This window comes from Enterococcus sp. AZ128 (assembly GCF_051714485.1).
In the GTDB taxonomy this organism is placed as follows: domain Bacteria; phylum Bacillota; class Bacilli; order Lactobacillales; family Enterococcaceae; genus Enterococcus_A.
In genome coordinates, this window is record NZ_JBIORZ010000001.1 from 890,367 (window position 1) to 908,825 (window position 18,459).

At 40.2% G+C, this 18,459-nt stretch carries 15 protein-coding genes and 1 pseudogene; 9 read left to right on the top strand and 7 right to left on the bottom strand.

Features of this window, described 5'->3' with window-relative positions:
• Positions 1 to 31: 31 nt before the first annotated feature.
• Positions 32 to 688, bottom strand: coding sequence for a hypothetical protein (locus IGI38_RS04435; RefSeq protein ID WP_438727200.1), 657 nt, complete (start codon positions 686 to 688; stop codon positions 32 to 34).
• 121 nt (positions 689 to 809) lie between these two features.
• Entirely contained in the window at positions 810 to 2,921 is a 2,112-nt protein-coding gene (locus IGI38_RS04440; RefSeq protein ID WP_438727202.1) for an LTA synthase family protein, read from the bottom strand.
• Between the two features lie 177 nt (positions 2,922 to 3,098).
• Here IGI38_RS04440 and IGI38_RS04445 point away from each other — a divergent pair, with 177 nt between their 5' ends.
• Entirely contained in the window at positions 3,099 to 4,268 is a 1,170-nt protein-coding gene (locus IGI38_RS04445) for a class I SAM-dependent rRNA methyltransferase (protein ID WP_438727205.1), read from the top strand.
• A 25-nt stretch (positions 4,269 to 4,293) separates the two neighbouring features.
• Positions 4,294 to 5,040 carry a type I 3-dehydroquinate dehydratase gene (locus tag IGI38_RS04450; protein WP_438727208.1) on the top strand — a complete coding sequence of 249 codons (747 nt, stop codon included), beginning with the start codon at positions 4,294 to 4,296 and terminating at the stop codon, positions 5,038 to 5,040.
• Between the two features lie 103 nt (positions 5,041 to 5,143).
• Here the strand turns inward: IGI38_RS04450 and IGI38_RS04455 are convergent.
• Positions 5,144 to 6,182 (bottom strand): annotated as a pseudogene (locus IGI38_RS04455) (tagatose 1,6-diphosphate aldolase).
• A gap of 131 nt (positions 6,183 to 6,313) precedes the next feature.
• Here IGI38_RS04455 and ybaK point away from each other — a divergent pair.
• Positions 6,314 to 6,799 (top strand): Cys-tRNA(Pro) deacylase, encoded by a 486-nt coding sequence (gene ybaK / locus IGI38_RS04460; RefSeq protein ID WP_438727210.1) that lies wholly within the window; start codon positions 6,314 to 6,316, stop codon positions 6,797 to 6,799.
• On the opposite strand, the gene IGI38_RS04465 is transcribed toward ybaK, so the two are convergent.
• Positions 6,796 to 8,052, bottom strand: a complete 1,257-nt coding sequence (locus IGI38_RS04465) for an NAD(P)/FAD-dependent oxidoreductase (protein ID WP_438727213.1) — start codon at positions 8,050 to 8,052, stop codon at positions 6,796 to 6,798. The genes ybaK and IGI38_RS04465 overlap by 4 nt on opposite strands.
• Before the next feature lie 161 nt (positions 8,053 to 8,213).
• On the opposite strand from IGI38_RS04465, the gene gdhA reads away from it, so the two are divergent.
• The 6 genes from gdhA to IGI38_RS04495 all read left to right on the top strand — a co-directional run bounded on the left by gdhA (position 8,214) and on the right by IGI38_RS04495 (position 15,379).
• Positions 8,214 to 9,557 carry an NADP-specific glutamate dehydrogenase gene (gdhA, locus tag IGI38_RS04470; RefSeq protein WP_438727215.1) on the top strand — a complete coding sequence of 448 codons (1,344 nt, stop codon included), beginning with the start codon at positions 8,214 to 8,216 and terminating at the stop codon, positions 9,555 to 9,557.
• An 86-nt stretch (positions 9,558 to 9,643) separates the two neighbouring features.
• The gene (locus tag IGI38_RS04475; protein ID WP_438727217.1) at positions 9,644 to 10,990 is read left to right on the top strand and encodes a glucose-6-phosphate isomerase; all 1,347 of its coding nucleotides are present in this window, start codon (positions 9,644 to 9,646) and stop codon (positions 10,988 to 10,990) included.
• Positions 10,991 to 11,115: 125 nt separating this feature from the next.
• Positions 11,116 to 12,519, top strand: a complete 1,404-nt coding sequence (locus IGI38_RS04480; RefSeq protein WP_438725998.1) for an IS1182 family transposase — start codon at positions 11,116 to 11,118, stop codon at positions 12,517 to 12,519.
• A 339-nt stretch (positions 12,520 to 12,858) separates the two neighbouring features.
• Positions 12,859 to 13,077, top strand: a complete 219-nt coding sequence (locus IGI38_RS04485) for a hypothetical protein (RefSeq protein WP_438727220.1) — start codon at positions 12,859 to 12,861, stop codon at positions 13,075 to 13,077.
• Between the two features lie 597 nt (positions 13,078 to 13,674).
• Positions 13,675 to 14,586, top strand: a complete 912-nt coding sequence (locus tag IGI38_RS04490) for an ABC transporter ATP-binding protein (protein WP_438727223.1) — start codon at positions 13,675 to 13,677, stop codon at positions 14,584 to 14,586.
• The gene (locus tag IGI38_RS04495) at positions 14,579 to 15,379 is read left to right on the top strand and encodes an ABC transporter permease subunit (protein WP_438727226.1); all 801 of its coding nucleotides are present in this window, start codon (positions 14,579 to 14,581) and stop codon (positions 15,377 to 15,379) included. Before IGI38_RS04490 ends, IGI38_RS04495 begins: the two co-directional genes overlap by 8 nt.
• Before the next feature lie 58 nt (positions 15,380 to 15,437).
• On the opposite strand, the gene IGI38_RS04500 is transcribed toward IGI38_RS04495, so the two are convergent.
• The 3 genes from IGI38_RS04500 to IGI38_RS04510 form a co-directional block, all read right to left on the bottom strand.
• Positions 15,438 to 17,012: a glycerophosphodiester phosphodiesterase family protein gene (locus IGI38_RS04500; RefSeq protein WP_438727228.1), complete on the bottom strand. Its 1,575-nt coding sequence runs from the start codon at positions 17,010 to 17,012 to the stop codon at positions 15,438 to 15,440.
• A 191-nt stretch (positions 17,013 to 17,203) separates the two neighbouring features.
• Positions 17,204 to 17,803: a TVP38/TMEM64 family protein gene (locus IGI38_RS04505; RefSeq protein WP_438727231.1), complete on the bottom strand. Its 600-nt coding sequence runs from the start codon at positions 17,801 to 17,803 to the stop codon at positions 17,204 to 17,206.
• A gap of 188 nt (positions 17,804 to 17,991) precedes the next feature.
• The gene (locus IGI38_RS04510; RefSeq protein ID WP_438727233.1) at positions 17,992 to 18,441 is read right to left on the bottom strand and encodes a threonine/serine exporter family protein; all 450 of its coding nucleotides are present in this window, start codon (positions 18,439 to 18,441) and stop codon (positions 17,992 to 17,994) included.
• Positions 18,442 to 18,459: the final 18 nt, after the last annotated feature.

Sequence of the window (18,459 nt, forward strand, 5' to 3'; positions counted from 1 at the left end):
AAGGAGAAAATAAAAAGAAGAATGTTCGTGTTTAGCGAGCATTCCTCTTGTTAGAAGCGAAATTTATTAGGCGGAAACAGAGAATTAACAGACATAGACATAGGATGATATAAGAAACTGCTTTGAGTAAGGAGCTGAAAAATAGGTCAAGCAACGTCGTTGAGGATAGCTCAAAGGAGAGGGAGGAGCGTATTGAATACGCGATTCCGCTTGAGCCGTTGCTAAGTACAAAATTCGGTAAGTCCTTAAATTGATTCAAGCCGTGATGGTAAAACGACTGTAAGGCAGATTCATAAATGGGCTCAAAAAGGGTATACAATAGAATCAAACAAATGCAAGCCATCATCAATCCTAAGAAAAATTCTAAACCGGTTGAATAGATCAGCTGCTTCATTGAAGATGTTGTTTTTTTCTGGCGCTGGATCTTGATTCCGAAAAGCAGCAATAACAAAAAGAACAGGATGATTCCGCTGACGATCAATCGATCGGAAAAATATTGCTGGATTTTTTGGAATTCCTTGGTAGTGAATAACTGGATCTGATTGGAGGAATCCAACTGATTTAAGACGAGCTTCAGCATACCTAAACTCGTCAAGATAAAGAGAGCGATCAGACAGATCACCCATGAAAGTGAGAATTGTATGCGATGTCGTTTAATTGTCGAAAGCGTTGTTGAAATAAGTTCCATGGATTTCCACCTCTTACTAATAAGTATAAAATCCTAATTTGAAAGAACTATGAATTCTATTGGAAGAAATAAGTGCAGAAAAAAACACTCTTCACGAATTCGTGAAGAGTGTTTTGTCTAGTTATTGTTGACTTTGTTCTTGATATTGCTTATAAGTTTCTGTCTTGTATAGCTCTTGAGTGGATTTCTTACCGTTTTGATCATATAAACTGGTTGATTTGTCGCCCAGTTTATTTTCGGTTTTTTCCATCTTGCTCAGGCCGTCTTTATAATCATAATCAGAAGCATCGATAGGTTTTAACCCGCTTGCTGAATAGAAACGTAATAAGTCTCCGTTGTTGATGTTATCTGAAGTACTTAACTGAGTAGAAACGGCTTCTTTCCATTTCTCCGTTTGTTGCTGCAGAGTCTCACTTGGTTCAGTGATCGCCATACCGTTGCTATTACTATACAAGCTACCACTATAATACGTATATTCTGGTGTCACATAGTCGCCGTCACGGAAAGCAACGATTTGGTCACGATCTGTTGATAACAAGTCTTGGCCTAATTGAATATACTTGCTTGTGTCAACACCTAAAAGGTGCAATAGAGTAGGTAATGCATCAACTTCACCACCATAAGTGTGGTTGATGCCGCCTTTATCCTGTCCAGGTACATGAACCATGTATGGAACACGCTGCATTTGTGCATTGTCAAAATTTGACCATGTTTCTTTTGACTTGCCTAGTAACGGCGCTAAGTCAGAGTTTCTCGAATTAGAGATTCCGTAGTGGTCACCGTACATTACGATGATCGAATTTTCATAGAGACCAGAAGTTTTCAAGTAGTTAAAGAATTCTTCTACCGCTTTGTCTAAATAGTTCGCTGTCGCGAAATAGCCATTGATAGTTTCGTCGCCAGTATCTGCCATTGGGAAGCCGGCTTCGTCATTTTTAAATTCACTATATGGATAATGGTTAGATACAGCAATAAATTTCGAGTAGAACGGTTGTTGCAGACGTTCCAAATACTTCACAGATTGTTGGAAGAATGGCTTGTCATGCAGACCGTATTGGAATGAGTTTTCATCGTTTACATCATAGTAAGAAGAATCGAAGAAATAATCATAGCCAAGATTTTTGTAAGTTTCGGACCGGTTCCAGAAGCTTCCGGAGTTACCATGGAAAGCAGCACTCGTGTAGCCTTCCGTTTGTTTCAAGATATTTGGTGCAGCCTGGAAGGTGTTCTTTCCACCTAGTTGAGAGAACAATGAGCCTTGGTTCAATCCGAATAATGAGTTTTCCATCAAGGTTTCAGCATCGGAAGTTTTTCCGGCTTTTACTTGGTGGAAGAAATTGTCAAAGCTGAATGTGCTGTTGCTGTGGAAAATGCTATTCAAGAACGGTGTGACTTCGTGTTCTTGCCCATTTTCATCTTTCAATTTGTAGTCGATCACAAATTGCTGCAAACTTTCTAAATGAATCGTAATGACATTGCGTCCCTTAGCTATTCCGTAGTAGTCGCTATTTGGAGCCGCATAATGATCTTTTACATAAGTCTCAACTTCTTTCAAGTCATTCGGACTTGCTTCAGCTCGGACTTGGTTGGTCTTATAGGTTTGGATGCCGTCATAAACAGTGAAGGCATTGACCCCAAGATACTTGATCAAATAGTCGCGTGAAAACGTACGAGTCAATAATTCCGGACGATCAGCTTCAGCTAGGAATAGATTTCCTGAGAAAATCATGATCGAAAGAGCTGTCATAGCGAAGGCCATGCGAGCACGGACAGGACGCTGCTCTTCTTTAATGCGTTTGCTCCATAAAAGAATGGGCAGGATTACGATGTCAATTAAGTATAAAACATCGTATGGACGGAAAAGCCGGATGGCACTCTCACCCAATCCGCTAGCAACTTTACCAGCACCCAAGAAGGTGTTGACGGTAATAAAGTCCGTAAACTCACGATAGTAAACAACGTTGGCAAAGAGCAAGAAGCTCGCCAGTGCGTAGATGACCATCATCGTGATATAAGAGGCTTTCGACCGCCGCACATATAAAGCAATCGACAGTAGAAACATTGTCGATGCGATTGGATTGATAAACAGGATGAAGTATTGAGTTAGACTCTCGATCCCTAAATTAAATTCAAATAAGTATGCAAAAACACTTTTCGCCCATAATAAGAATGTCAGTAACGCATAAAAGCCGAGACGTTTATTCAAAAATGCAGGAGCTTTTAGTTTTTTCAATAGTAACTTCCTTTCTGCCGCAGAAAAAATGCGGAATGTTCACTTGTAAACATTTTACTCGCTTACAACAATACAGTCAATTCTTATTGAAATTAGAGCAATCATGCTTAAAGAAAACTTTATAAGCGAAAATTACTAATTTTTTTTGATATACTATAGTAGAAAGCAGGGATGAGATTGAAAATAGAGTTAAATAATTATGGAATTAAACGAATTCGTCAAGGAAACCCATTAATTCAGGCGGAGGACCTGAAGCAGGATATAAAGAAAATTCCCTTGGAGTGGATCGAATTCGTTGATAATAAGAATAAATATGTCGCAACTGGTTATTTAGGGAAGCAAAATAAAGGGTTTGGTTGGATAGTTGATCAAACACAACGCCCGATTGATCAAGCTTTCTTAAAGGAAAAATTCCAACAGGCGATCGACCAGCGTCAAGCCTTTTTTGCTGATGAAACAACAACAGCTTTTCGTTTGTTTAACGGGGAAGGTGATGGCTTTGGCGGAGTTACGGTTGATTATTACGCTGATTATCTGGTGATTTCTTGGTATAACCAGACGATTTATCATTTCCAAAAAATGATCGTAGACGGCTTTTTGAGCGTCTTTCCAAATGCTAAAGGAGTCGTTGAGAAGATCCGTTTCAAGAGTGATCTAAAAGAGAGCCGCTGGCTAGCGGGTGAAAAGCCGACAGAACCGCTAATAGTACTGGAAAATGGCGTTTCATATGCCGTATACTTAGATGAAGGCTATATGACTGGCATTTTTTTAGATCAGAAGGAAGTTCGCGGCCGGCTAACCGAAGGACTTGCTGCAGGTAAAAAAGTCTTGAATATGTTTAGTTATACAGGAGCTTTTTCTGTTGCTGCCGCTTATGGTGGGGCTTTAGAGACGACCAGTGTAGATTTGGCTCAACGCAGCCTGCCTAAAACTCAGGAGCAATTTGAAGTAAATGGGTTGCCATTGGAGCAGCAAAAAATCATTGTAATGGATACATTTGACTATTTCCGCTATGCAGTAAGAAAGAATTTAAGTTATAATTTGATTATCCTGGATCCACCAAGTTTTGCCCGCAATAAGAAAAAAACATTTTCGGTGGCAAAAGATTATGGGCGTTTAATTGAAGACAGCGTAGAGATTCTTACGGAAGAGGGGATGATCATCGCCTCGACCAATGCTGCGAATCTGCCGATAAAAAAATTTCAACAAGCGATCGAAGCGGCTTTGAAAAAGAAAAACGTAAACTTCCGATTGACGGAGAGTTATCGTTTGCCTGCAGATTTTCCAGTTAGCAATTTTGAAGAAAGCAATTATTTGAAGGTACTGTTTTATAGGATAAAAAAATAGAAGAAAATGGGATGGGATGCGTATGATGGATATTCAAGTAAGAGAGGTACGATTTGATGCAGGAAAACCTAAAATCTGCGTGCCGATTGTTGGAAAGACTTTCGATGAGATCATTGAACAGGCGAATGAGGCCAAGAAAGTTGCCGAAGTAATCGAGTGGCGAGCAGACTATTATGAAGATGTCTTTGATGACGATCAATTAAACTCAACTTTATTAGCGTTACGGGATGAAATCCGCAACATTCCATTGATTTTTAATTTACGAACTGTTGAAGCCGGTGGAAATCGGGAAATTTCTCTGAATCAGTATCGGCATATCTATGAATTTGCGGTCTCCTCACGAGCAATTGATTTGGCCGATGTCGAGGTGTCGGTCATTGATCAATTATCGACAACTTTTATCAAATGGATGCAGGCCTTAGATGTGCGTGTGATGTTGAGCTATTACAATTTTAAAGAGACACCGGAGGACGCTGTGATCTTATTCCGTTTGAATTTGATGGAGCATTGGGGAGCGGACATGGCAAAGATCGTCGTGTATCCGAAAAATGAAGCTGATGTTTTACGTCAAATGGAGATCGTGATGAAGGCGCAAACCTTCGTTACTTTACCAGTTAGTTCAGTATCTTTGGGACGACTTGGAAAATTCTCGCAAATCAGCGGCTCATTGGACGGCTCTTGTATGACTTACGGTTGTTTGGAAGGCAAGCCATATGAGGATGCTCAAATTGAAGCGGAAAAACTGGTTATGATGATTAACGAACTTAAATAAATGAAGGCCGAATGCCCTTATGACTATCGAAATCGACAGTCATAAGGGCATTCGGCTTTCTTTTTGTAAAGTTTTTTTCAAAAATACTTTAAGACGATTTTTGTTAATTCATTACATCGATATCAAATACTTCTATATTATCTAAACCACCATATATTTCGTACCAAGGTTTTGCGTATTTATTTAGAATATCATTCAATTCTTCGACATTTTCACGGCCTTGAGTATCCAACCAGTTGATTAAACCTTCTTTGCCTTCATCGGCGTATACTTGAACACCGTCACGCCATGTTGCTCGGCCGCCGAGGATGCCACAGTAATTCGCCCCATGTTCTCCGGCAAATGTCAATTCATCACGGAAGATATCAGCAGGAACACCAGCACTTAGATAGATAAATGGGCGTGTAGCTGCTTCACTGGCTTCTTTGAAGTAGGCAGCGGCTTCTTCTTGTGTGTAGATGATTGGATCGTTGGCTTTATTGAAACCTTCGACATATTTGAAGAGAACAGGAACTTCGACTTTCAAAACATCGATATGGTATTTCTCTTTGGTGAATTCTTTGATGGTACTGATTACTTTTTTCGGTTTGATCTTAGCAAATTCAGGCGAGTGATCATCAGTGATCGTTCCATCGTACACGATGGGTTCTACAAATACGGGAATATCAGCGGCTAACGCTTCTGTTCCTAAACGTTCTAAAAATGCGTGCTTCACATCCAAGATATCTTTTGGCTCATCGGGATCATAATATACTAAAACTTTAGCTGCGTCTGCGCCTTTGTCTAATAGACGGTCTAGTGATTCATCGGGCAAAAGTTCTGGCAGACGACCGGGGGTGTTGGCATCGTAACCAGTTTTTTCGTAAGACATGATCAATCCGCAGTTGGAATCTTTGGCTTGAATTCCTTTAAAGCCGTATTTGTTCGTCAAGCAGGATCGCGCTGACGTGTTTAGTTAATTCTTGCGAGACCAATTCTTTGAACTCATAAACTTGATCCATAGAGAATCTTTCTTCGCCGACAGCGGCTTGCATCATCTTTTTCATAGAGCCGCGTTGGTCGATTGCTAAGGCCGCAATGACACCTTGATCATTTGATAATTGTTGCATCTTTTCAAACTTTCCTCTTGAAATTCGTTTCATGATGAAGACATCCTTTCTTTTCTAAATCTAGTGTAGGACTTTTAAAGGAAAAGGCCAAATGAAACGACCGATTTGTTTGATTACCGCTTTTTTGCTAGAATTTAGAAAATGAATGAAGTGGGGGGATTGACTTGGCTAAAAAGAAAATTCAAAAGACCAATGCGATTCGATTAGTTGAACAAAAGAAGATAGCGTATACGGAACATGAATATTCATGGAACGAGGACGATCTAGGTGCAGGCCATGTTTCTGAACAGGTGGGGATTGAACCAGCCCGAATTTTTAAGACATTGGTAGCTGTGGGGAATAAAACAGGACCTGTGGTGGCCGTGATTCCCAGTGATCATGAATTGGATTTAAAGAAAATTGCGAAAGCCAGCGGCAATAAAAAGGTTGAAATGCTGCACTTGAGAGATTTGGAAGCGACCACGGGGTATATTCGCGGCGGCTGCTCACCAATTGGGATGAAAAAGCTGTTTCCAACTTTTCTAGACGCTTCGGCGGAGAACTTTGAACAAATCGCGATATCGGCAGGCAGAAGAGGGCTCCAAATAGAAATAGCCCCGCAGGCCATCGTTGACTTGACGCAGGGGCTATTTGTCGAGCTGACTCATTAAGTGAAGGCGTAATAAGCGGCATGCGTTCCTGCGACATAGCCGGTACAAAAGGCAGTAGTGATATTGTACCCGCCTGTATAGCCATTTACATCGAGCACTTCCCCGGCAAAATATAAGCCGGGGATTTTTTTGCTGGCTAATTCTTTCGGATTGATCTCCTTTAGTTCGACACCGCCGCCGGTGACAAAGGATTTTTCCAAACCAAACGTCTTGTTGGCAGTCAGCGACCAGTTCTTACAATAAGAAACAAATGTTTCGATTTGTTCCTTTGAGCTCTGAGCATATGTTTGTTCACCAATCCCGACTTTTTCTAAAAAGAAAAGCAACAGTCGTTCCGGCAAGAAACCTGCTAAAGCATTCTTTAATTGTTTCGTTGATCCGGCCGCGCGCTGGTTGATTTCTTCTATTAAAGCTGCGGCAGATTTTTCAGGGAAACAATCGAGTCTTAACGTCACTGTTTCTTGAGTCCGTAATAATTGATTAACGAAGCTTGAACAACGTAAAGCTGCTGGACCAGAGATGCCGAAGTGGGTAAAGAGCAAGTCCATCTCATGACTGGCGATAAGTTTGTTTTTTTCATCAACGACAGCTAGATCCACATCTTGCAGGGATAAGCCCTGAAGTGTCTTTTCCGCGACAAAATCATTTGTTAGAAAAATCGGGGATTCCGTTGGATACAGAGGTGTTACATGATGACCGACACTTTTAGCAAAACGATACCCGTCACCTTGTGAACCGGTCGAAGGATGAGTGATTCCGCCAGTTGTTACTATGACACTCTTTGCTGAATAATCCCCCTCAAAAGTACGGACACCTTGGATGGCTATTCCATCACTAATGACTTTCTCGATTGGTTCCTTAAAATGAAGCTCAACTCTCAGCTTTTCTAATTCATCTTTCAAGGCATTAACGATCGTAGTTGATTTATCTGAAACAGGAAAAATCCTCCCGTGGTCTTCTTCTTTTAGAGCAACACCGTGCTCGTTAAAAAAAGTCATCACGTCCTGGTTGTCAAATTGTGAGAATGTACTATATAAGAAGCGTCCATTGCCGGGAATGTGGGTGATCAAATCATCAACAGGTCGGTTATTTGTTACGTTGCAGCGTCCGCCGCCGGTCATCAGTAATTTTTTTCCAAGGCGTTTATTTTTTTCAAACAAAGCGACTTGCGAGCCGTTCATCGCGGCAGTGATGGCAGCCATCATTCCCGCGGGACCGCCGCCGATCACAATTACATCAAATTTCTTACTCATTCTATTAGCCCTCATTTATTAATAAATTTGTTTGTATAGTCTGGATAATCATACCTTAAATACGAACAATTTGCGCTTAACTTGCAGTGTAGCATGAATTTTTTTTCACTTCTATTAGAAAATGATGTAAACTATGAGTATTAACTGTGAGGAGGAATTTGATGGAAGTACGAGAATATGTTGAACAGATTCAAAAGAACTTAGAGGCAAAAGATCCGAACCAAGAAGAATTTTTACAAGCGGTGGATGAATTTTTACCAACAGTGATTCCTTTTCTAGAAGAACATCCGGAATACGTTGAAAAAAATATTTTGGGCATGATCCTGGAACCAGAACGATTAATCCAGTTCCGTGTCCCTTGGCAAGATGATAAAGGGAATTGGCAAGTTAATCGCGGTTACCGCGTTCAGTTCAATTCGGCGATCGGCCCCTATAAGGGTGGGTTGCGTTTTCACCCGAGTGTGAATTTAAGTATTTTGAAATTTTTAGGTTTTGAACAAATCTTTAAAAATAGTTTGACTGGTCTTCCAATTGGCGGCGGAAAAGGTGGTTCTGATTTTGATCCGAAAGGCAAATCTGACTCTGAAGTAATGCGCTATTGCCAAAGCTTCATGACAGAATTATCAAAACATATCGGTCCAAACCTAGATGTACCGGCAGGCGATATCGGTGTCGGCGGACGCGAAATCGGATATTTATTCGGCCAGTATAAACGCTTACGTGAATACGATATGGGTGTGCTGACAGGCAAACCGTTAGGATTCAACGGAAGTTTAGGTCGAACAGAAGCAACGGGGTACGGTGCCGTTTACTTTGTGAAACACTTATTAGAGGATCGTAAAGATTCTTTTGAAGGTAAAAAAGTGCTTGTTTCTGGTAGCGGAAATGTAGCAATTTATGCGATTGAGAAAGCTCAAGCTTTAGGTGCAACAGCGATTACTTGTTCCGACTCAAATGGCTACATCTACGATAAAGACGGGATCGATGTTGAATTATTGAAGGACATCAAAGAAGTTCGCCGCGCTCGTTTGACAGAGTACGCGAAGGAACGTCCAACGGCTGAATACTATGAAGGATCTGTTTGGGAGCTTGAACAGGCGGCGGATATTGCGTTGCCATGTGCGACGCAAAACGAGATTGATGATAAAAAAGCAGCGATCTTAGTGAAAAATGGTGTGAAAGTTGTCGCTGAGGGGGCAAATATGCCTAGCACGATGGCAGCGATCAAGCTATACCATGAAAAAGGTGTTCTGTATGGACCCGGGAAAGCGGCAAATGCTGGCGGTGTTGCGGTATCAGCATTGGAAATGAGTCAAAACTCGCAACGTTTGGCATGGTCGAAAGAAGAAGTTGACGGAAAATTGGACGGTATCATGAAAAACATTTATGAAACGTGCCGAGATACAGCTGACAAATATGCAGATAAAGATAATTTCGCTGCCGGAGCCAATATTGCTGGTTTTGCGAAAGTCGCTGCAGCGATGCTAGCACAAGGAACAGTTTAATTTTTTAAGTGGTTTAAGCTTGAAAAATGATGAAAAGAAACGTAAAGTATAGGTTGTTATGAAGTGACTTTCAAGGAGGAAAAACAATGGCACATATTCATTTCGATTATTCGAAAGTGGCACCATTCGTGAGCGAACATGAAATGGACTACATCAAATCTGAAGTAGCTCTAGCTCACAAAGAACTGCGTGAAGGAACTGGCGCAGGAAATGATTATCTAGGTTGGATTGACTTGCCCGTTAATTACGACAAAGATGAGTTTGCACGTATCAAAAAAGCAGCTGAAAAAATTAAATCTGATTCTGAAGTTTTAGTTGTTATCGGAATCGGTGGTTCATACCTTGGTGCTCGTGCGGCAATCGAATTCTTACACCAAACGTTCTTTAACGTGTTGGATAAAGAAGATCGCAAAGCTCCGCAAGTATTCTTTGCAGGAAATTCAATCAGCTCAACATACATTGCTGACTTAATCGAAGTGATCGGCGACCGTGATTTCTCTGTTAACGTAATTTCTAAATCAGGAACGACAACAGAACCAGCAATCGCATTCCGTGTCTTCAAAGAATTATTGATCAAAAAATATGGTGAAGAAGAAGCCAACAAACGTATCTATGCAACAACAGATAAAGCTCGTGGAGCTGTAAAAGTCGAAGCTGATGCAGCGGGTTGGGAAACATTTGTGATTCCTGATGATGTCGGCGGACGTTTCTCAGTGCTTACAGCCGTTGGTTTATTGCCAATCGCAGCTAGTGGTGCAGACATTGATGCTTTGATGCAAGGTGCTGCGGATGCTCGCGAAGCTTACTCAAGCGAAAACTTAGACGAAAACGAAGCATACCAATATGCCGCTCTTCGTAATATTCTATACCGTAAAGGCAAAGTGACTGAAATCTTAGTTAACTACGAACCAGGTATGCAATATTTCAACGAATGGTGGAAACAATTATACGGCGAATCAGAAGGAAAAGACTTGAAGGGGATTTACCCATCAAGCGCAAACTTCTCTACTGACTTGCATTCATTTGGACAATATATCCAAGAAGGTCGTCGTAATATCTTCGAAACAATCGTGAAAGTGGAAAACCCACGTAAATCTGTAGCGATTCCTTCACAAGAATCTGACTTAGACGGCTTAGGCTACCTAGAAGGCAAAGATGTTGATTTTGTTAACTCGAAAGCGTATCAAGGAACATTATTAGCCCATACAGATGGTGGGGTTCCTAACTTCGTATTGAACATTCCTACAATGGATGCTTATACTCTAGGCTATGCAATGTACTTCTTTGAAATCGCAGTGGGTATCTCTGGTTATTTATTAGGGGTTAACCCATTCAACCAACCAGGTGTGGAAGCTTACAAGAAAAACATGTTTGCCCTACTTGGAAAACCAGGATTTGAAGATTTAGCAAAAGAATTGAATAATCGTCTATAAAAGACTGGTAAAGAGCTCTCGCATCGCGAGGGCTCAGACTGTAGACAAAGTCCACTTTATGGATGCTGTCTACAGTCTTTTCTTTTATAATAGATTTATGAAACCGAATACAAGGAGTGGTATTTATGATGTCTAAAAAAAATACGAACGGCAGAAATCAATTCGCGATGCTCACGATTGATGACCTGGTCCCTCAAGACCACCTCGTTCGAAAGATTGACGCCTCGCTTGATTTTGAATTTATTTATCCAATCGTCGAAGCCACTTACTCCGATTTAGGTAGGCCAAGTATTGATCCGGTGATTCTGATCAAATTAGTGTTTATCCAATATTTATTCGGCATCCGTTCCATGCGACAAACCATCAAGGAAGTCGACACCAATGTCGCTTATCGCTGGTTTTTAGGTTATTCTTTCGAAGAGAAAATCCCCCATTTTTCAACCTTTGGAAAAAATTACGTACGCCGGTTTAGAGAAACGACACTGTTTGAGGATATTTTTGCTTATATTTTGGAACAAGCAATTAAAGCCGGTTTTGTAACAGAAGATAATTTGTATCTTGATTCGACTCACATCAAAGCCAATGCCAATAAACATAGGTTTACGAAAGAAATGACGCATGATGAAGCGAAAGCCTATCAGGATGAACTAGAAGATGAAATCAATCGCCAACGAATCGAAGCCGGAAAACGCCCTTTTACTTTGGACTTAGAAAAGGAAGTGAAGCTGAAAGAAAGAAAAATAAGTAAGGCTGACCCGGAAAGCGGCTACTACGTCAAAGGCGAACGAGAAAAACAATTTGCTTATTCTGCCCATACCTCATGCGACGACAACGGATTTGTTCTCAGCACAATCGTGACTCCAGGAAATATTCATGACAGTCAAGTCGCGTTTCAACTCGTCAAACAATCGAAGAGACTTTTTCCAGAAATCAAACGAGTGGTTGCGGATGCCGGCTATAAGACACCAAAGTTTGTTCACTTTTTGACTCATTTGAACCTTCGGCCTTGTTTGCCTTATTCAAGGTCCAAAGGGAAAAAGGACCTGTTATTAAAAAATAAGTTTCTCTACGACGAGTATTTTGATTGTTATATTTGTCCGCAGGATCAAATGCTCAATTTTTCAACGGTTACTCGAGAAGGCTACCGAGAATACAAATCTAATCCAAAAGAATGTGTCCACTGTCCTTTACTAAAACAATGTACCAAAAGTAAGAATCATCAACGAGTCATCACAAGACATGTTTGGGGAGCTTTGATGGATGAGATAGAGCATCTTCGTCTGACAGACTTGAATAAAGCCATTTACAGAAAACGAAAAGAAACGATTGAACGAATATTTGCGGATGCAAAAGAAAAGCATGGAATGCGTTGGACCAAGTATCGAGGCTTGGAAAAAGTTGCGACGCATACGATGCTAGTGTTTGCTGCAATGAATTTAAAGAAATTGGCCACTTGGTTATGGAAAGGCAAAGAGCCTTTATTTTTTTGTTCTGAATTTCGTAAGAAATCAGATAAAAAGACGGCCTAAACTCAAATCAAGAGTTTGGGACGTCTTTTGTCTACAGTCTGAGCTCTCGCATCGCGAGGGCTCTTTTTAATTGGGATAGTAAAATTAATATACAATTAGCTGAAATTAATGATAAAAAGCATAATGCGTCTTCGTTGAAATTGATTTTAAACAAATAAAGATAAGTAGAAAATGAATGGTAGATTAAAAATAACCAATGTAGTTTATGTTTGTGTTTTTTGAATTTTCTGACGATTATCTTGTACACATTGATATAAAAGCAAAAAAAGTATTAAAAAACGTTTCCAATTTATTTCCATTATGTTATTATAAGAACGTAGAAGTAAAGGGGGATTTATTATGGAAACTATTGAAATTGGACTTGCTTATGAATGTCAGGCAATTGGCATAGAGAATGAAGTTGTGGGAGTCGTAGAACAACTATACAACAATACCGTATTAATCAATGTTGTGACCTGCGCGTCAGCAGACCGAGCGACAGTGATCGAACTGCAAAATCGTTTATTAGTGAAATACGAAAATATCCACGCTTGCGTAGAAATCGAATGTTCGGCATAAGTTTTAGCTGAGCATGTGAACTATTTATTTTAACAGGAAAAAGATTCGGACCTTGAGGGAGGTTCGATTTTTTTGTTTAAGAAGTTTAATCCAAAGGTCGGTAAAACGAGGATACAACTATTTTTCTGGTGCCGGAAAATAGTGTCTAACGAATGCGTAGTTGTCAGCAGTGCATTTTGTAAATTATCCAAAAGAGAACTATTAATTGTACAGCTTTGCCCAATTGGTCAGTGTATGTTATCAATCATCTAGCGAAAATGAAAGTTGTTAAGCTGATTTCGTTTTTTCTTTCGGAATATAAAGTAAATTCGTGAAAAACTTTGTATTTATAAAGTGATTCGTCGAATTTGCTTATTTTATTTTGTAAGGGGGGATTAAGGACAGTGCAGGAAGAGAGGCGAATTGCTAATGTTTACATTTCTTGCAACAATGGCCTAGTAAAAAGCAGACAGTTAGTATTTCAATTTGCGAGTATCGTATCAGTTGATTTATAGTTCTAAAAGTTAACAAGGATTCCATTGAAGCTTTAGACTGGAAGAAATACAATAAGAGAGTAAACCATTGATTTAATCAATGAGTAGAAATGAGGGGTCATAGATGTATGCAATTGAAATCAAACATTTGGGAAAGGTATTTACAGAAGGAAAGAAAGCGTTAGATGATATTAGCTTAGTGGTTCCTCAAGGTTCGATTTTTGGATTCTTAGGCCCAAATGGTGCGGGGAAAACGACAACCGTCAAGTTATTGAATGGGATTCTAAAACCAAGCAGCGGTGAAATCCGTGTTCTCGGGCTTGATCCTGTCAGCGAGGCGGAAAAGCTTCACCAATCAACGGGAGTTTTAACCGAACACGCGGGAATGTACGATCATTTTTCGGGCATCGATAATCTTCGTTTCTTTGGGCAGCTTTTTGGAATGACCAAAGCAGAAAGTGAAACGAGGGGAATGCAGCTGTTGGGAAAATTGGGCTTAACGGATGCGGCTGAAGTGAAATTGAAGAGCTATTCGACCGGGATGCGGCAGCGTCTTTCTCTAGCCAGGACATTGATCCATCATCCGAAGGTTCTTTTTTTAGATGAGCCAACAAGTGGGCTCGATCCAGAAAGTACGAAAAGCGTGAATGAGCTTTTGCTGGAACTAGCGCAAGAGGAAGGCACTACGATATTTCTGTGTACTCATCAATTAAGATATGCTCAGGAAATTTGTAACGAGTATGGATTGATGGACAACGGTCAGCTGCTAGCGTTAGGTAGTTTGGAGCAGCTGCGGCAACGAACGTTTAATCATTATAAATTGATCATTGAAACGGACGTTATGCCGTTAAGCATCAATAGTAAACGAATCAAGGATAATACCTATGAGCTAGCCTTCCAAGAAAAGGCAGAGGTTTCGCAATTCGTTAAAACGATCGTCCAACAGGGAGGGAATATCTCACAGGTTACACCGATGGATTATTCATTGGAAGATATTTATTTTGCTCTATTAGAAGGAGGGGAGACACATGTTTAATAATCGACAAAAGGCTATCATGATCAAGGATATTCGCGGGATCACGGAGAATAAGCGTTACTTCTCAGTATTAACGATTCTCCCGCTGCTTTTTTCCGTTGTTTTTCCAACGATTATGCTGCTGACTGTTTTATTGAGTCCAACTGATTCATCTTCGTTCAATGAAATGGCTCGTATTTTACCGGATTTTCAGAATTTGGACCAGGAACAATTGATCCACGATTTATTGTCTTTAATGGTCAATAATGTCATCCCAATTTTCTTTTTGATCATTCCAATTATGACGGCTAGTGTCATGGCCGCTAGCTCATTTGTAGGGGAAAAGGAGAAACGAACGCTTGAGACTTTGTTCTATTCTCCACTATCAATTCGAGAGATCTTTCAAGCGAAAGTCTATGCCTCGTTCTTTATTGCTATCTTAGTGACTTACGTGTCATTTATTTTGACTGTGATCGTAGTGGAAACAGAGGTGTATATTTTTGAAGGAATCCTACTACCGCTGAGCATCAATTGGTTATGGGTGATGCTATTGATCGTGCCGTCGATTACGATCATCTCGATCGTTCTGATCGTTAAAGGTTCCGCAAAGTCTACAACGATTGAAGAATCACAGCAAAAGGCGGCGTTTCTGATTTTGCCGTTGGCATTGCTGCTTGTCGGTCAGTTTACTGGTATTTTGGTATTCGGCGGCTGGGTCGTGATTTCTATTGGAATTATCCTGTTGCTGGTGGCGCTCCTCTTGCTACGGTATTCCATGTCAGGCTTTACTTATGAACGGCTATTAGATCGCTAACGAACAAAAAAGCTCGTAACAATGTCCCAAGAATGGAGATTGTTACGAGCTTTTCTCTTTAATCAAATTGTAAAATGCTGGCGGTCTGAGTTTTTATATCATCTGCTTGATTGGAGATGACACTCATATCATCAGACAGGATGCCGTTGACTTGTTGGAAACGGAATACGGCGGCCTGTTGTTTGGAGTTGATCGGCCAAGCGTAAATATCTTGTTTCTGATGCTGCAGAACTTGAATCAAGTCACCATAGGCTGTGCGCGATTCGATATTGACAAAATCCAGTGAAGTTCTGGGGCTGCCTAACAAATCCAGCGGTAAGATATACCCGACTTTCATTGTGGGAAAAAGTTTCTTCATACGATTGGCTGTGTCAAGATCCATACTTTGCAGTTGGTGATTAGCGAGTTGATTCTTCAAAGGAAGAAGTTCTTGAACGATCGTCTTTTTAGTTTTAGCAGTGACCTTTAGTTCGATCAGTAATTTTTGGTTCAATTGATTCGCAGCTGCTAAATAATCATCAAATAATGGAATCTTACTGGTATAGCCATTTTCCTTTAAGGTAAGGTTTTTCAGTTCATTCCAGGTGATTTCATCGACGCGCAAATTTTTATCAGCAAGGGCATTCAGGTCCTCATCATGTATCACGACCAATTGGTGATCGGCTGTTTCTTGTACGTCCATTTCAATCAGGTCGGGTTTCCAAGTGTTACTCGTTTTTTTCAAGACATCGATCGAATTTTGGACACCGTTGTGATTAGAGACACCGCGATGGGAAATAGTTAAGGGTGTATTTGACCGTTGTACTTGAAAGGAATGAGCGAAGTGCAGTGAATAGAGACCTAGGCAAACGATCACCATCAAACCTAGCCAAATAATAGTGCCCTTTGTTTTTGATTCGCTGGTATCATTAAGGGGCTCTTTATCAGGTGCTGCTAAATAAAGGAAAAACAACGCCCATAAACTATTTTGTACTACACGATAAAGAACCAATAGGATCACTGCAGTGCTCTGTCTAGATAATAACTGAGTGGTCCAAATGAAGCCGAATTTGATGAATAGACTTACGAGCAAAAAGAGGACCGGAATCAGAAAAAAGATCACGAGTTGTTTAGGAAAACTTTTTTTCGTCTTCTGCCAGCTGAATTTCAGACTGGTTTTAAAGCTTTCGTTTTGATTGAGGTATTTAGGGACTAAGATGCTCCGGTAAAGAAAATAGAGTACGATCAAGTATAATACTATGACTACCGGCAAGATTTTCCAGCGATACAGAAATAGGAAAGAAAGCATCTTAGTTGGAAGCGGCTGCCAAACCAGCAGCATTTGATAAAACCGAAAGAAAAAAATGGGTGATAAAATCAGCCAAAAAGCAAAACTGACAAATACAGCCTTCAAAGAAAAATTTTGAAAGGCTTTTTCGTTTGCTTGAATCTGGCTAAAGAGAATTCCATAAAGAAAGATCAAAGCCAAGAATAAACATAGGTAAAGCGGATGGTAAAGATTATTTAAGAAGCTTTGCCGTAGAAATAAAAAGAGTCCCTCCGTTAAAAAAGGGAGACCGAAGGCAAGCAGCAAAAAATTATATAAAGAAAACGTGCTGAAAAAATGCGTGACTCGGTGTCGAAAGTAGTCCATAGTTCCTCCTGTGGTTCTATATCTAAAGGAGAGTCGTTTTTCAAGAAGAAGACGCTCTGCTGATTCGGTGTAAGATAACGTTTTTCATTAATCATTATCTGTTTAGTTTGTAAATATTCTGTGAATTTTTAACGTGCATTTTTTGAAGGTTTGCATTGATCTTCGCTAAACAAAAAAAATCCACTAACGAATTAGTGGACGAGTAAACTAGATAATAAACTACCACCTTGTAGTAACGCCAAGCTATACAAGAAAATCGAAGCTGGCTTAGCTAAAAAGATGATCGCGCTATATTTCTTAAAGGACATGTTCGTTAAGCTAGCCATTAAACACAGAGCATCATCTGGTGCCACAGGTAGGAAAATAGCTAAGGTGAACATTTTATCAAAACGTGATTGATCTTCAAGCCAGTGACTATACTTTTGATATACTTTATCACTAACAAGATGCATAATCAAGGGCTTGCCGTAGTGCCGCCCCATCAAGAAAAGAATCAGTGAGCCAATCACGATACCGACATAATTATAAACAAATCCCCAGTAAGGACCGAAAATCAAAACTCCGGCTGCGAGGCTGATCCCTCCTGGAATAATGGGAATGACTACTTGGATAATTTGAATCAATACAAAAATGAGCGGTCCGGCGATGGGTGATTGCCCGACGAGTTGCTGCAATGACCCCATATCATTAAATACTCCTAAGTGATAGAAGTAAATTGTCAAACTAACGGTTATAGCGATACCCATCAACGAAATAATATTTAATAATCTTCTAGATTGAACAACACTCATTGGATTCAGCTCCTTTGTCTTTCTAAACTGAAGTATATAGGATTAATTCACAAAATGCATAGGTCTGAGGTTGTAATTTGTAAATTTCCTGCGAAACTTAAAATATTTTTAGATATTTAATGGTCGCGCTTACAATGTTAGCCTGAAGACAAAGAAAAACAGGAATAAAATTCCTGTTTACGAACGGTCTATTTTACTTGGAAATTTGAACGTGTTCTTTTTAAAGCTCGTTCGATCAAATTCGTGAACATAAATCCGATCGCGATGGCGCCTGCAGTCACTAAGACCGTGACAACCTTTTCCATGGACTCAGTAAATTGCTGGTTCATCATGTGGCGAACCGCCATGTATGCCGGACCGCCAGGAACTAAAGGAACTAGGCTAGGTACGTTAAAAACAATCACCGGCATATGCATTGTCTTTGAGAAAAGAATACTGATAAGCCCGATCATTAAGGCTCCCAAAAAGTTCGAGATACCGATATTTTGATGGAAATAGGTTTGCAAGATCCAAAAGGTCATCCAACCGGCAGCGCCAGTTAATCCGCAAGCTAAAAATGCCCGTCGAGGAATGTTAGTGATGACACTGAAAGCGATCGTGCTAAACATGCTGAATAAAAAGTTGACTATAAAATTCATGACGACCTCCAAAAATGA